Below are 13,635 nucleotides of genomic sequence, written 5' to 3' on the forward strand. Positions count from 1 at the left end.
GTTCCTGTCGAACGTCCGTCCCCTCAAGACCCGCGCCCAATGCCCAACTTGCTTTCGGCGGTGCGGGGTTCAAGAACCCACGGAGATTCAAGATGGTCGACAGAAACAATTTCACTTTCAGCGAACTGGAAGCCTGGCTCAAGGACCAGCGCGTCACCGAGATCGAATGCCTGGTGCCGGATCTGACCGGTGTGGCACGCGGCAAGATCCTGCCGCGCGAGAAGTTCACCGAAGACCGCGGCATGCGCCTGCCCGAGGCGGTGGTGGCCATGGGTGTGACGGGCGAGTTTCCGGAAGAAGGCCCCTACTACGACGTCATCAGCCCCAACGACCGCGACATGCACTTGCGCGCCGACCCGACGACCGCACGCCTGGTGCCCTGGGCCATCGACCCGACCGCACAAATCATCCATGACTGCTTCGACCGCAATGGCGAGCTCGTGCCCTTCGCGCCGCGCTCGGTGCTGCGCCGTGTCTGCGGCCTGTTTGAGGCCGAGGGCTGGGACCCGGTGGTGGCACCCGAATTGGAGTTTTACCTGGTGGCCCGCAATAGCGACCCGGACATGCCGCTGAAGCCGCCAATCGGCCGTTCGGGCCGCGCTGAAACCTCGCGTCAGGCCTACTCCATCGACGCGGTCAATGAGTTCGACCCGCTGTTCGAAGACGTCTACGACTACTGCGAAAAAATGGAGCTGAACGTGGACACCTTGATCCACGAAGTCGGCGCCGGTCAGATGGAGATCAACTTCTTCCATGCCCACCCCATGGGACTGGCCGATGAGGTCTTCTTCTTCAAACGCACGGTGCGGGAGGCGGCGCTGCGCCACGATATGTTCGCCACCTTCATGGCCAAGCCCATTGCCGGCGAGCCCGGTAGCGCCATGCACATCCACCAGAGCGTCATCAACAAGGCCACCGGCCGCAACCTCTTCAGCAATGAAGACGGTTCGCCCAGCGCCGAGTTCTTCTGGTACATCGGCGGCCTGCAGCGCTACATCCCGGCCGCCATGGCCTTGTTCGCGCCCTACGTGAACAGCTACCGCCGACTGGCCCGCCACACGGCCGCGCCGATCAACATCCAGTGGGGCACGGACAACCGAACCGTAGGCATTCGCTCGCCCCTGGCCGAGCCAGCAGCGAGGCGCATCGAGAACCGCGTGATCGGCGCCGACGCCAACCCTTATGTGGCCCTGGCCGCCACCTTGGCGTGCGGCTATCTGGGCATCAAGAACCGCATCGAGCCCAGCCCCGAATGCAAGGGCGATGCCTATCTGGGCGACTTCCAGCTGCCGCGCAGCTTGGGCGAAGCGCTCAATCTGCTCAGAGCCGAGAAGGAGCTGGCGGCGGTGCTGGGCGAGTCCTTTGTCACCGTCTATGCCGAGGTCAAGGAGATCGAATATGCGGAGTTCATGAAGGTGATTTCGCCTTGGGAGCGCGAGCATTTGCTCTTGCACGTCTGAACGCCCTCAACGCCACGATCCAAGGAGCCAACCCATGAACACCTTGCACACCCAACCGCTTGCGGACACCGCAGGCCGCTCGACGAAAGACTGGCAGGCGGCCGACAGCCGCCACTTCCTCCATCCCTTCACCGACTTCAAGGGCCTGGCCGGAAAAGGCGCGCGCATCATCAGCCGCGCCGAGAACATCTACCTCTGGGACAGCGAGGGCCACAAGATCCTCGACGCCATGAGCGGCCTGTGGTGTGTCAATGTTGGCTACGGGCAGCAAAGCCTGATCGACGCGGCCGCCGCGCAGATGAAGGAGCTGCCCTTCTACAACGCCTTCTTCCAGACCGCCACCACACCGGCGATCGAGCTGGCCGAGGTGCTGGCTGAGATCAGCCCGCCGCAGTTCCAGCATGTCTTCTTCACCAGCTCGGGCTCGGAAGGTAACGACACGATTGTGCGCATGGTGCGGCGCTACTGGGACGTGCTGGGTCAGCCCGAGCGCCAGGTCATCATCGGCCGCAAGAACGGCTACCACGGCTCCACCATGGCCGGGGCTTCGCTGGGAGGCATGAGCGGCATGCATGCCCAAGGCGGCCTGCCGATTCCCAACATCAGCCACATCGATCAGCCGCATTGGTTCGAGCATGGCGCCGGCCTGCGCGGCGAGACGGCCGGGCTCAGCCGCGAGGCGTTTGGGCTCAAGGCCGCGGGCTGGCTGGAGGCCAAGATCCTGGAGCTCGGTGCCGACAAGGTGGCGGCCTTCATCGGCGAGCCGGTGCAGGGCGCGGGCGGCGTGATCGTGCCGCCGGCCAGCTACTGGCCCGAGATCCAGCGCATCTGCGACAAGTACGGCATCCTCTTGGTCAGCGACGAAGTGATCTGCGGTTTCGGCCGCACCGGCCAATGGTTCGGCTGCGAAACCATGGGCAGCAAGCCCGATCTGATGACCTTTGCCAAAGGCGTCACTTCGGGCTACATCCCGCTCGGCGGGGTGATGGTGGGCGAGCGCGTGGCGCGCGTGCTGATCGAACAGGGCGGCGAGTTCAACCACGGTTTCACCTACTCGGGCCACCCAACCGCCTGCGCCGTGGCCCTGGCCAATATCCGCTTGCTGCGCGAACAAGATGTGGTGCGCCATGTGCGCGAAGACATCGGCCCCTATTTGGCCCAGCGCATCGCCGAATTGGACGGGCACCCGCTGGTCGGCGAAACGCAGAGCTGCGGAATGATGGCCGCAGTCCAGTTGGTCAAGGACAAAGCCACGGCCACGCCATTTGACGGCGAACTTGAGGTCGGCATGGTCTGCCGCGGCCACTGCTTCGGCAACGGCCTGATCATGCGCGCCGTCGGCGACCGCATGATCGTGGCGCCACCGCTGGTGATGACACGCGCCCAGATCGACGAAATGATGGTCTTGATCCGCCGCTGTCTGGACCTGACCTTCGAGGACCTGGGCAAGCGCGGCTGGCTGTGAACATGCACCGCCCCAGCCACAGCCCCGGGTTTTGGCCAATGGGCGAGGCTCAGCCAATGCCTAGACTGGGGCTCATTCGCTCCGCTCCTCATTCCATTTGTCATCCTTCCTTTCGTCTGTCCTTGACTGTTCTTTTCGGGAACTCCACACCATGAAACTGTCGCCCGCCCTGCGTCGCCTCGTCTGTGCACTCTCCCCGGCTCTTGCCTTGCTGGCCACGGCCGGCCCGGCCCGGGCGCAGGAGGAAGAGAAGGTTCTGAACGTCTACAACTGGTCCGACTACATCGCAGAGGACACGATCCGGAACTTCGAGAAGGAAACCGGCATCAAGGTGCGTTATGACAATTTCGACAACAACGAAATCGTCCATGCCAAGCTGGTGGCAGGCAAGACCGGCTACGACATCGTCGTGCCCTCCAGCTACTGGGCCAAGATGCAGGCCGACGGAGGCTTGCTGCGCAAGATCGACAAGAGCCTAATCCCCAACTACAAAAACCTGGACCCCGAGGTGCAGGCTCAGCTGTCCAAGCTGGATCCGGGCAATGAGTTCTTCGTCAACTGGCTCTGGGGTTTCTCGACCGTGGGCATCAATGTCGACAAGGTGAAGGCCGCTCTGGGCGGCATGCCCATGCCCGAGAACGCCTGGGACCTGATCTTCAAACCCGAGTACATGGCCAAGGTGAAGAGCTGCGGCGTCAGCTTCCTGGACTCCGCCACCGAGGTGGTGCCGGCCGCCCTGCACTACCTGGGCAAGCCGCCCTACACCAAGAATATCGGCGACTTTGCCGCCGTGCCGGCCTTGCTCAAAGCCGTGCGTCCCCATGTCAGCCTGTTCAGCTCATCGGGCTATATCAACGATTTGGCCAATGGTTCCTTGTGCGTGGCCATGGGCTACTCCGGCGACATCAACATCGCCCGCCAGCGCGCCATCGACGGCAAGACCGGACAGAAGATCGAGGCCCTGATCCCCAAGAGCGGCGGCATCATCTTCATGGACGTGATGGTGATCCCGGCCGACGCACCGCGCCCTGGCAATGCCCACAAATTCATCAACTACATCCTGCGCCCCGAGGTCCACGCTGGCCTGACCAACAAGGTCTTCTACGCCAACCCGAACAAAGAGGCCAAGAAGTTCGTCAAGCCCGATGTGGCCAACAACCCCAGCGTCTTCCTGAGCGACAGCGACATGAAGAAGATGGCCGCGCCCGATGCCATCAACAACGATGTGCGGCGCCAGATGACGCGCATCTTCACCTCCTTCAAGACGGGCCTCTGAGCTCGCGCCGACCAGCACAAGCCAAGCCGCCAGGGGGAACGTGATGAACGATGCTGAGCACAAGACCGCTTCACTGGACAGTTACCTGCGCATTGACAACGTGGTCAAGGACTTCGGCGGCGGCGCTGTCGCCGTGGACCGGGTGTCCATCGACATTGCCAAGGGTGAGATCTTCGCTCTGCTCGGCTCCTCGGGCTGCGGCAAGACCACCTTGCTGCGCATGTTGGCCGGTTTCGAGACGCCGAGCAGCGGCCGCATCATCCTGAACGGCCAGGACCTGGCGGGTCTGCCGCCCTACGCCCGGCCCATCAATATGATGTTCCAGAGCTATGCGCTGTTTCCCCACCTCAGCGTCTGGGACAACATCGCCTTCGGCCTGCGCCGAGACGGCCTGCCCAAGGACGAAATCGCCAGCCGCGTCGAAGCCATGCTCAAGCTGGTGCAGCTGGGCAAGTACGCCAAACGCAAACCCCACCAGCTCTCAGGAGGCCAGCAGCAGCGCGTGGCCCTGGCGCGCAGCCTGGCCAAAAAGCCACAGCTGCTGCTGCTCGACGAGCCGCTGGGCGCGCTCGACAAGAAGCTGCGCGAGCAAACGCAGATTGAGCTGGTCAACATCATCGAGAGCGTGGGCGTGACCTGCGTGATGGTGACGCACGACCAGGAAGAGGCCATGACCATGGCCACCCGCATCGCCGTGATGAGCGAGGGCCGCATCCTGCAAGTGGGTGCACCGGCCGACATCTACGAGACCCCGGCCACCCGCTTCGTGGCCGACTTCATCGGCAACGTCAATTTGATGGAAGGCCAACTCAGCGTCGACGAGCCCGACCATGTGGTGATCGATTGCGCGGACTGCCAGCACTATGTCGGCCATGGCATCACTGGCACGGCCGGCATGGCAGTCAGCGTGGCCCTGCGGCCCGAGAAGATCCGCCTCAGCAGCGAGAAGCCCGAAGGCGAGTTCAACCAAGTGCGGGCCACCGTACGCGACCTGTCCTACTTCGGCGCCTTCACTGTCTATCACCTGCAACTGCCCAGCGGCCAGGTGATCAAGGTCAGCGAAAGCAATCTGGAGCGCCACCGCGCCGACCCGCTGAGCTGGGACCAGCAGGTCTGGGCTCACTGGTCGCCCACGGCCCAGGTGGTGCTGACCCAATGAGGGCCAAGCTGTTCTCCGGCCGCAGCGCCGTCATCGCCCTGCCCTACGCCTGGCTGCTGGCTTTCTTTGCCCTGCCCTTCCTGATCGTCCTGAAAATCAGTGTCTCCGAGATGGAGACCGTGCACTTCAAAGACCTGCTCAGTTATGCCGACGGCATGCTGCGCATCGCCATCAAGACCAGCAACTACATTTTCATCACCCAGGATGAGCTCTACTTCAAGGCCTATCTGGCCAGCCTCAAGTACGCAGCCATTACCACGGCGGGCTGCTTGCTGATCGGCTATCCCTTTGCCTACTTCATGGCGCGCGCCCGGGCCAGCCTGCAGCCGGCCCTGCTGATGCTGGTGATGCTGCCCTTCTGGACCAGCTTCCTGCTGCGCGTGTATGCCTGGAAAGGCCTGCTGGGCGAACATGGCTGGGTGGCCGAAGCGATCACCGGCCTGGGGCTGGATCAGCTGCTGTACTCGGCCGGCATGATTCCAGCGCTGGGCAAGCTGCTGAACACGCCCTTCTCCCTGGTGGTGGGCATGGTCTACACCTACCTGCCCTTCATGGTGTTGCCGCTTTACGCCAACCTGGCCAAGCTGGACTTGCGCCTGCTGGAGGCGGCCAGCGACCTCGGCGCCACACCCTGGCAGGCCTTCTGGCGCATCACCGTGCCCTTGTCCAAGGCGGGCATCATTGCCGGCGCGATGTTGGTCTTCATCCCCTGCGTGGGTGAGTTCGTCATCCCCGAGCTGCTGGGCGGGCCGCAGACCTTGATGATAGGCCGCGTGCTCTGGGACGAGTTTTTCTCTAACAACGACTGGCCCATGGCCTCCAGCGTGGCCGTAGTAATGATTCTGCTGATCATCGTGCCCTTGGCCTTGTTCAACCGCTACCAGGCCGAAAGCCAGGCCGGACCGGCCGCCGGCCGCGGCAAAGGAGGCCAGCCGTGAACCGCGCCCTGCTCGGCCCCAAGGCCACTCGGTGGTTCGCGCGCAGCTGGCTGGGCCTGGTGTTCGCCTTCCTCTACCTGCCCATCTTCACCCTGATCCTCTACTCCTTCAACGACTCCAAGCTGCCCTCGGTCTGGGGCGGCTTCACCTTCAAGTGGTATGTCGAGTTGATGCAGGACAGCGAATTGCTCAGCGGCCTCAAGCTCTCGCTGGAGATCGCCTTTGCCACTGCCTGCGCCTCGGTGCTGCTGGGCACGTTTGCGGCCTTCGCCCTGGTCAAATACAAGCGCTTCAAGGGGCGCACCTTGTTTGCCGGCATGGTCAATGCGCCCTTGGTGATGCCCGAAGTCATCGTGGGCCTGTCCCTGCTGCTGATGCTGGTGTCGCTGCAGCGCGCCCTGGGCTTCCCCGAACGCGGCGCCCTGACGATCTGGCTGGGTCATCTGCTGCTCGGCATGGCCTATGCCACGGTGGTGATCCAAGCCCGCCTGTCCGAGCTGAACCCGCAGCTGGAAGAAGCCGCCATGGACCTGGGCGCTCGACCACTGCAGGTGTTTGCGCTGGTCACCCTGCCCATGATCACGCAGTCCATGCTCTCGGCCTGGCTGCTGACCTTCACCCTGTCGTTGGACGATGTGGTGCTCTCGGCTTTCCTGAGCGGGCCGGGCTCCACCACCCTGCCCCTGGTGATCTTCTCGCGCGCCCGGCTGGGTGTCAGCCCCAGCATCAATGCCGTCGCCACCGTCATCATCGTGCTGGTGGCCCTGGGCGTGGTGCTGGCCAGTTACCTGATTGCACGCGCCGAACGCCGGCGCAGCCTCGATATGGCGGCCGCCCAGCGCGGCGGCTGAAACCGACCCACAAAACCAAGGAGCCGATGCCATGAAACCCCACTCGCATGCAAAGACTGTCGCCCCCCTGCTGGCCGCACTGAGCCTGGCTCTCCTGGCTGCCTACCCTGGCGCCGCGCGGGCCCAGAGCAATGAAGAACTGCTCAAAGAGCTGCGCGCGCTTAAGGAGCGCGTGGGACAGTTGGAAGACAAGCTGAAGGCCGCGGAGCAGAAAGCCGCCGCGCCGGCGCCCGCGACGGCACAGTGGGGCATGACACCGCAGCAGGTCCAGGAGTTCAACCGCATCGCCGTCAAAACCGAAGCCCTGGAAGACAACGCCGAGGCCATGGGCACCAAGGGCCTGAAGATCAGCGGCTATATGGAGCCGACTTACATCTACAACCGGGCGCAGAACCGGGCCAGCTTCCAGTTTCTGAACAATGTCGCCAACGACGGTTTCAACTACGACAACTCCTATATGGGCACCTTGGCCCTGGACTTTCAAAAGGAAACCGACAACGGCACGCGCTGGCGCCTGACCCTCTCGCCCAACCGCGGTACAGATGCCGTCATCGGCAATGGCGGCATCGTTCAGGAAGCTTCGGTGTCGGTGCCCCTCGGTGACCTGCAGACCCGCATGATCGCCGGCCACATCCCGGACTGGTCAGGCTACGAGTACTTGCCGCCGACTCAGAACAAGCTGATCACCCACAACCTGCTGTTCGACTTCACCCTGCCCACCGCCTACACCGGCGCCGGTGTCGAGCTGACCCGCGGCAAATGGATCACCAAGGCCGTGCTCGCCAATATGAATGCCTCCAAGTTGCCGTCCGGCGAAAAGGCGCCGGTGCTGGCTTACCGGGTCGACTATGCGCGCGGCGAGTTCCAAGGCTTCGGCTTCGCCGGTGTGCACGGCAAGGCGGCCAATGGCGTCGGCGGCACCAAAAACACCGAGCTGCACCTGTTCGAGTTGGACGGCTATTTCATTCGGGGCGATTGGACCGTGCAGGGCCAGCTGAGCCTGGGCCAGCAAAAACGTGCCGCCATCACGCCGGACCCGGAAACCGGCGCTTTGCGCACCGCCCAATGGCTGGGCCTCTCGGGCTTGGCGGCCTACAAATTCTCGCCGCGCGTCGAGGGCATTGCGCGGCTGGACTGGCTGAAGAACGACAAGCATGGCGGTGGCCTGCTCGGTTATGGCGCTGACCCGCGCAACGGCATCGGCCCGGCCATCGTCGGCCGCGACGCGGACAGTGGCGACCTGATCTTCGGCGACGCCGAGAAAGGCGCCACACGCACGGCATTGTCCCTGGGCTTGAACTACCTCTACGACCTGAACACCAGCTTCAAGCTCGAATACCGGCTGGACCGCGCCAATGTCAGCGTGTTCGAGCAGGTCAAGGACGGCAGCTTCCGCAAGAGCAACAGCTTGCTGGGCGCGGCCATGGTGGTCAAATTCTGATTCCTCTGAACTCCGCACCGAAAGCCTCTCGACCATGAACCGCCCCAGCCCTGCCGCCATCAACTGGCATGAACGCGCCGCCGCCCTCAAGATCGACGGCCGACCGGTGATCGAAGGGCAACGCCAGGACACGCTGGCCGGCTTGCAGTTCGACTGCATCTCACCGCTCGACGGCAAAAGCTTGGGGCTGGTTTCGCGCGGACAGGCGGCCGACATCGACGCCGCCGTGGCTTCGGCTCGGGCGGCCTTTGAGGACGGCCGCTGGTCGCGCCGCGCACCTGCGGCACGCAAGCGCGTGCTACAGGCCTTTGCAGAGAAGATCCTTGCCGCCAAGGAAGAACTGGCCCTGCTCGAGACCCTGGATATGGGCAAACCCATCCAGTACGCGCTGGCGGTGGACGTGCCCTCGACGGCGCGTTGCATCGCCTGGTATGCCGAGGCCGTGGACAAGATCTACGATGAGATCGCTCCCACCGGCCCCAATGCTCTGGCCCTGATCCAGCGTGAACCCATGGGTGTGATCGGTGCCATCGTGCCCTGGAACTACCCCATGATCATGGCCGCCTGGAAGCTGGGGCCGGCCCTGGCCGCGGGCAACTCGGTGGTGCTCAAGCCCAGCGAAAAATCGCCGCTGACGGCACTACGCCTGGCCGAACTGGCGCTGGAAGCCGGCCTTCCCGCGGGCGTCTTCAATGTCGTTCCCGGCTACGGCCATGAGGCCGGCGAGGCCCTGGCCTTGCACATGGACGTGGACGCCATCGGCTTCACCGGCTCCACCCGAGTCGGCCGCAAGATGCTGGAGTACGCGGGCCGCAGCAACCTCAAGCGGGTCTACAACGAGCTGGGCGGCAAATCAGCCTTCCTGGTCTTTCCCGATTTCGACGACCTGCCTCGCGCGGCCAAGACCGTGGCCAGCAGCATGTTCTTCAACCAGGGCGAGAGCTGCAATGCGCCTTCACGCGTGTTGGTGCATGACAGCATCGCCGACGAGTTCCTGGCCCTCTTGGCCGCAGAAGCCCCCAAATACCAGGCCGGCGACCCGCTGGACCCGAAGACCGTGATGGGCGCCCTGGTGGACGCCGGGCAGCTCGGCACGGTGATGGGCTATATCGAATCGGGTCGCAGCGAGGGCGCGCGTGCTGTCGTCGGCGGCGAACAGCAACGCGTCGAAACCGGCGGTTACTTCGTCGCCCCCACCATCTTTGACGGCGTGAGCCCGAGCATGAAGATCGCCCGCGAAGAGATCTTCGGCCCGGTGATGAGCGTGCTGCGCTTCAAGGATGAAGCCGAGGCCGTTCGTCTCGCCAATGACAGCCCTTACGGCCTGCAGGCCAGTGTCTGGAGCAGCCATATCGACCGCGCCCACCGCGTCGCCCGCGCCCTGCGCGCCGGCACCGTGCACGTCAACCAGTACGACGAGGACGACCTGACCGTGCCCTTCGGCGGCTACAAGCAAAGCGGCAATGGGCGGGACAAGTCACTGCATGCGTTTGACAAGTACACGGAGTTGAAGACCACCTGGCTCCGCATCAACGCCTGAACACCGAGATCAGACCAGCACTTCCACGCAGCGCGGGTGGCCGAGGAAATGCTCGGGACTGGCACTGGCACCGTAGGCGCCCGACTGGAACACCACGGCCAGATCGCCGATCTCGGCCACGGGCAGGTCCATGCGATCGGCCAGCAGGTCCAGCGGTGTGCACAGCGGCCCGACCACCGAGGCGGTCTCGCGCTCGCTGACCGGCGAGCCGCCGAGTTGGCGCACGATGGTGACCGGGTAGTTCTTACGGATCACCTGGCCGAAATTGCCCGAGGCCGACAAATGGTGGTTCAAGCCGCCATCGGTGACCAGATAGGTCTGGCCGCGCGAGACCTTGCGGTCGACGATGCGGGTCACATAGACGCCAGCCTCGCCGACCAGATAGCGGCCCAACTCAATGACCAGATGCGCTTGCGGCATCTCGACGGCCGCACGCTCGACGAGCTGCTGCAGATTGGCGCCAATCGGGGCCAGGTCCAGCACTTGTTCACCTGGGAAGTAGGTGATGCCGAAGCCTCCACCCAGATTCAGGAATTTGACCGGCGAAGGGGCCAGAGCCGCCAGGCGCAGGGCCAGCTCGTATGACTTCTGCTGCGCTTCGCAAATCGACTCAGGCTTCAGATTCTGCGAACCGGCAAACAAATGGAAGCCTTCGAAAGCCAGGCCCAGACGGCCGATCTCGGCCAGCAACTCGGGCATCTGCTCGGTGTCGATGCCGAACTGCTTGGGACCGCCACCCATCTTCATACCCGAACCCTTGAGCTCGAAGTCGGGGTTGACGCGCACGGCCACGCGGGCCGGCAGGCCATAACGCTTGGACGCAGCGGCAAGCACAGGAAGCTCACGGGCTGACTCCACATTGACAAGCACGCCCGCGGCCACGGCCTGATGGAGCTCGATGTCACGCTTGCCCGGGCCGGCAAAGCTGATTTCGACCGGATCAGCGCCGGCATTGAGTGCCACCTGCAGCTCACCGGCCGAAGCCACATCGATGCCATCGACAAGACCGGCCATCCAGCCCACCACGGCAGGCAGAGGATTGGCCTTCATGGCGTAGTGCAGCTTGACCTGCTTGGGCAGGGCCGCGCGCAGCTGGGCCACGCGCTCGCGCAACAGGCCGCGGTCGTAAGCATAGAACGGCGTCTGGCCCACGCGCTCGGCCAGCAGGCTGAGGCTCTGACCGCCGATCTGCAGCGAACCATCGGCCGCTTGCGGGAACTGGGTCATGGGGGCGTGCAGCGGGGCGCGCTTGGGGGTGGGCGTGGCGTCAGACATGGTGGGTTCGGGAACGTCTTCTTTGAATGGGTGGCGACTCAGCGATCAATCAGGCCAAAGTCTGCTGGCGCTCGACCCAGGCGGTGGACAACAGCTTGCGGTCTATCTTGCCATTGGGGTTGCGCGGCAGTGGGCCGGGCTGGGCTTCGATGCCAGCCGGCACCATATAGGCTGGCATGTGCAGGCGGCACTGCGTTTGCAGCGCGGCCAGGTCCAGCGTTTCCGCGCCCGCCGGCGGCGTGGCAATGACTTGGATGGCCTGGCCCAAGGTCGGATGGTCCACGCCGAAGGCCACGCACTCACCGACCAGCTTGGTGGCGTAGAGGATTTCCTCGACCTCGGTCGGACTGACCCTGTAGCCCGAGGTCTTCATCATCTCGTCACGGCGGCCAATGAAGTAGAGGAAACCTTCGGCATCACGGCGCACGTTGTCGCCCGAAAACACGGCGTACTCGGGCAGTTGCAGGCCGCCTTCGCGCCCAGCCACGCCAACCGGCAGCAGCTTGTAGCGTTCGGCCGTCTTCTCGGCGTCGTTCCAATAGCCCAGGCCCACCAGGGCGCCGCGGTGCACCAGCTCGCCTGGCTCCTCGGGCGCGCATTCGCTGCCGTCCTCGCGGAGCACCAGGATCTCAGCATTGGGGATGGCTTTGCCGATGGAATCCGGCCGGCGGTCCACCTCTTCGGGCGGCAGATAGGTCGAGCGGAAGGCCTCGGTCAGGCCGTACATCAGGAAAGGCTTGGCGGCCGGCACGCGCTGGCGCAACAGGTCTAGGGTTTCGCGCGGCATGCGGCCGCCGGTGTTGGCGAAGTAACGCAGGTTCTCGTTGATCGCGGCGGGCCACTCGAGCTGCGAGAGCTGAATGTAGAGCGGCGGCACAGCGGTCAGGCCGGTGACCTTCTCGCGCTCCATGGCCTTGAGCACATCACGCGGCATCAGGTAGTTGAGCAGCACCACGCGCGCGCCAGCATGGAAGGCCGTGGTCAACTGGCTGAAGCCGGCATCGAATGACAGCGGCAGCGCAGCCAACAAGGTGTCCTGCGCCCGGTTTTCCAGATAGCTGGCCACGCTCTTGGCGCCGGCCACCATATTGCGGTGCGAGAGCACCACGCCTTTGGGGCGACCTGTGGAGCCCGAGGTGTAGAGGATGGCGACGATATCGGTGTCGATGACGCGGTGGCCGGGGCAGGCCGGGGCGGCCATGAACTCGGCCCAGCTGTGCAGGCGCACACCCTTGGGTGGCGGCGGCAGCGTGGCGGCCGCGCCTTCGGTCAGCACGATGTGCTTGAGGCTGCTGCCTTGCGCGAGTGTGGGTTGCAGCAAGGCGTAGCGCTCGGGCGAGGTCAGCAGCACGCTGACGGCGCAGTCGGCCATGATGAAACCGACCTGCTCGGGCTTGAGCAAAGGGTTCATGGGCACGAACACCATGCCAGCAGCCGGCGCGCCAAAACTGCCAACCACGGTCTCGATGCGCTTGTCCAGATAGATACCCACGCGGCTGGCACGCGCCAGGCCCGTGGCCATCAGGCCGGCGCTAAAGGCAATCACCTGATCAGCCAGTTCCGCATAGCGCAAATGGCTTGAGCCAGCCGTCACGGCCAGGGCATCGGGCGTGCGCGCGGCGCTCACCAGAATCAACTCATGCAGCAAATGGGCTTCCCGAACAGACGCGGAACAAGATTCAGTCATGCTTCACCAAGCAAAAAGGCAGGCCAGAAAACAGGAGCTCAAAATGTAGCGCATGGCCTGGAGCCAAAGTCTGTTTCACCCATGCGTCACAAGCGAGCAGGCGGGAGTGTGCACGCGAATGGGCGCCCCGTTTTCACGCCGCGCGTGAAAACTACCTCCGCCCCCCAAGAGCAGGGGGGCCGACACAGGGAAATGGTGCCATTTCGGCCTGATAAGATCGCGCGCCGCAACGCCGCTGGCGATGCCCGCAGGCGCAATCCCCGCGCCCTACAACCGAAGCAGCCGAATGAGCACAGAAAAGCATGTCCTGAGGATTCTGGACGAGGTCCTGAGTCTGGATGGCCGCAGCGCCACCTTCACCCGCGATACCCCCCTGCTGGGCGCAGTGCCGGAGCTGGATTCGATGGCCGTGGTCAGCCTCATCACTGGACTGGAAGAACAATTGGGCATCGTCACCGACGACGATGAAATTGACGGCGCGACCTTCGCCACCGTTGGCTCGCTGGTGGACTTTGTCGACGCCAAGCTGGCCGGCTGAACCAC

General features: G+C 64.2%; 11 protein-coding genes. 9 read left to right on the forward strand and 2 right to left on the reverse strand.

Annotated features, from left to right (window positions below; genetic code table 11):
* Window positions 1-92 precede the first annotated feature (92 nt).
* The 8 genes from LNV28_RS15995 (at window position 93) to LNV28_RS16030 (ending at window position 10,130) form a co-directional block, all read left to right on the forward strand.
* Window positions 93-1,460: a glutamine synthetase family protein gene (locus LNV28_RS15995; protein ID WP_263517366.1), complete on the forward strand. Its 1,368-nt coding sequence runs from the start codon at window positions 93-95 to the stop codon at window positions 1,458-1,460.
* A gap of 34 nt (window positions 1,461-1,494) precedes the next feature.
* On the forward strand, window positions 1,495-2,925 hold the full coding sequence (locus tag LNV28_RS16000; protein ID WP_263517367.1) for an aspartate aminotransferase family protein: 1,431 nt from the start codon (window positions 1,495-1,497) through the stop codon (window positions 2,923-2,925).
* 151 nt (window positions 2,926-3,076) lie between these two features.
* Window positions 3,077-4,201 carry a polyamine ABC transporter substrate-binding protein gene (locus tag LNV28_RS16005; RefSeq protein WP_263517368.1) on the forward strand — a complete coding sequence of 375 codons (1,125 nt, stop codon included), beginning with the start codon at window positions 3,077-3,079 and terminating at the stop codon, window positions 4,199-4,201.
* Window positions 4,202-4,244: 43 nt separating this feature from the next.
* A complete protein-coding gene (locus tag LNV28_RS16010) occupies window positions 4,245-5,360 on the forward strand; it encodes an ABC transporter ATP-binding protein (protein ID WP_263517369.1) in 1,116 nt (371 codons plus the stop codon).
* Window positions 5,357-6,298 carry an ABC transporter permease subunit gene (locus LNV28_RS16015; protein WP_263517370.1) on the forward strand — a complete coding sequence of 314 codons (942 nt, stop codon included), beginning with the start codon at window positions 5,357-5,359 and terminating at the stop codon, window positions 6,296-6,298. The genes LNV28_RS16010 and LNV28_RS16015 overlap by 4 nt, the downstream gene beginning before the upstream one ends.
* Window positions 6,295-7,149: an ABC transporter permease gene (locus tag LNV28_RS16020; RefSeq protein WP_263517371.1), complete on the forward strand. Its 855-nt coding sequence runs from the start codon at window positions 6,295-6,297 to the stop codon at window positions 7,147-7,149. The genes LNV28_RS16015 and LNV28_RS16020 overlap by 4 nt, the downstream gene beginning before the upstream one ends.
* A gap of 31 nt (window positions 7,150-7,180) precedes the next feature.
* Entirely contained in the window at window positions 7,181-8,590 is a 1,410-nt protein-coding gene (locus tag LNV28_RS16025; RefSeq protein ID WP_263517372.1) for a DUF3138 family protein, read from the forward strand.
* Window positions 8,591-8,624: 34 nt separating this feature from the next.
* Window positions 8,625-10,130, forward strand: a complete 1,506-nt coding sequence (locus tag LNV28_RS16030) for an aldehyde dehydrogenase (protein ID WP_263517373.1) — start codon at window positions 8,625-8,627, stop codon at window positions 10,128-10,130.
* Between the two features lie 9 nt (window positions 10,131-10,139).
* Here LNV28_RS16030 and LNV28_RS16035 read toward each other — a convergent pair whose 3' ends face one another.
* Window positions 10,140-11,405, reverse strand: a complete 1,266-nt coding sequence (locus LNV28_RS16035) for a pyridoxal-dependent decarboxylase, exosortase A system-associated (protein WP_263517374.1) — start codon at window positions 11,403-11,405, stop codon at window positions 10,140-10,142.
* 49 nt (window positions 11,406-11,454) lie between these two features.
* Complete coding sequence (locus tag LNV28_RS16040; protein WP_263517375.1) at window positions 11,455-13,092, reverse strand: acyl-CoA ligase (AMP-forming), exosortase A system-associated; 1,638 nt, start codon at window positions 13,090-13,092, stop codon at window positions 11,455-11,457.
* Between the two features lie 286 nt (window positions 13,093-13,378).
* Between LNV28_RS16040 and LNV28_RS16045 the strand changes: the two genes are divergently transcribed.
* Window positions 13,379-13,630 carry an acyl carrier protein gene (locus LNV28_RS16045; protein ID WP_263517376.1) on the forward strand — a complete coding sequence of 84 codons (252 nt, stop codon included), beginning with the start codon at window positions 13,379-13,381 and terminating at the stop codon, window positions 13,628-13,630.
* Window positions 13,631-13,635: the final 5 nt, after the last annotated feature.

Source organism: Paucibacter sp. DJ2R-2 (assembly GCF_025717675.1).
Lineage (GTDB): Bacteria > Pseudomonadota > Gammaproteobacteria > Burkholderiales > Burkholderiaceae_C > Paucibacter_A.

What these genes read in the sequence shown, in the direction of transcription:
- LNV28_RS15995 (WP_263517366.1), top strand. Translation starts at nt 93, where the DNA reads ATGGTCGACAGAAACAATTTCACTTTCAGCGAACTGGAAGCCTGGCTC.
- LNV28_RS16000 (WP_263517367.1), top strand. Translation starts at nt 1,495, where the DNA reads ATGAACACCTTGCACACCCAACCGCTTGCGGACACCGCAGGCCGCTCG.
- LNV28_RS16005 (WP_263517368.1), top strand. Translation starts at nt 3,077, where the DNA reads ATGAAACTGTCGCCCGCCCTGCGTCGCCTCGTCTGTGCACTCTCCCCG.
- LNV28_RS16010 (WP_263517369.1), top strand. Translation starts at nt 4,245, where the DNA reads ATGAACGATGCTGAGCACAAGACCGCTTCACTGGACAGTTACCTGCGC.
- LNV28_RS16015 (WP_263517370.1), top strand. Translation starts at nt 5,357, where the DNA reads ATGAGGGCCAAGCTGTTCTCCGGCCGCAGCGCCGTCATCGCCCTGCCC.
- LNV28_RS16025 (WP_263517372.1), top strand. Translation starts at nt 7,181, where the DNA reads ATGAAACCCCACTCGCATGCAAAGACTGTCGCCCCCCTGCTGGCCGCA.
- LNV28_RS16030 (WP_263517373.1), top strand. Translation starts at nt 8,625, where the DNA reads ATGAACCGCCCCAGCCCTGCCGCCATCAACTGGCATGAACGCGCCGCC.
- LNV28_RS16035 (WP_263517374.1), bottom strand. Translation starts at nt 11,405, where the DNA reads ATGTCTGACGCCACGCCCACCCCCAAGCGCGCCCCGCTGCACGCCCCC.
- LNV28_RS16040 (WP_263517375.1), bottom strand. Translation starts at nt 13,092, where the DNA reads ATGACTGAATCTTGTTCCGCGTCTGTTCGGGAAGCCCATTTGCTGCAT.
- LNV28_RS16045 (WP_263517376.1), top strand. Translation starts at nt 13,379, where the DNA reads ATGAGCACAGAAAAGCATGTCCTGAGGATTCTGGACGAGGTCCTGAGT.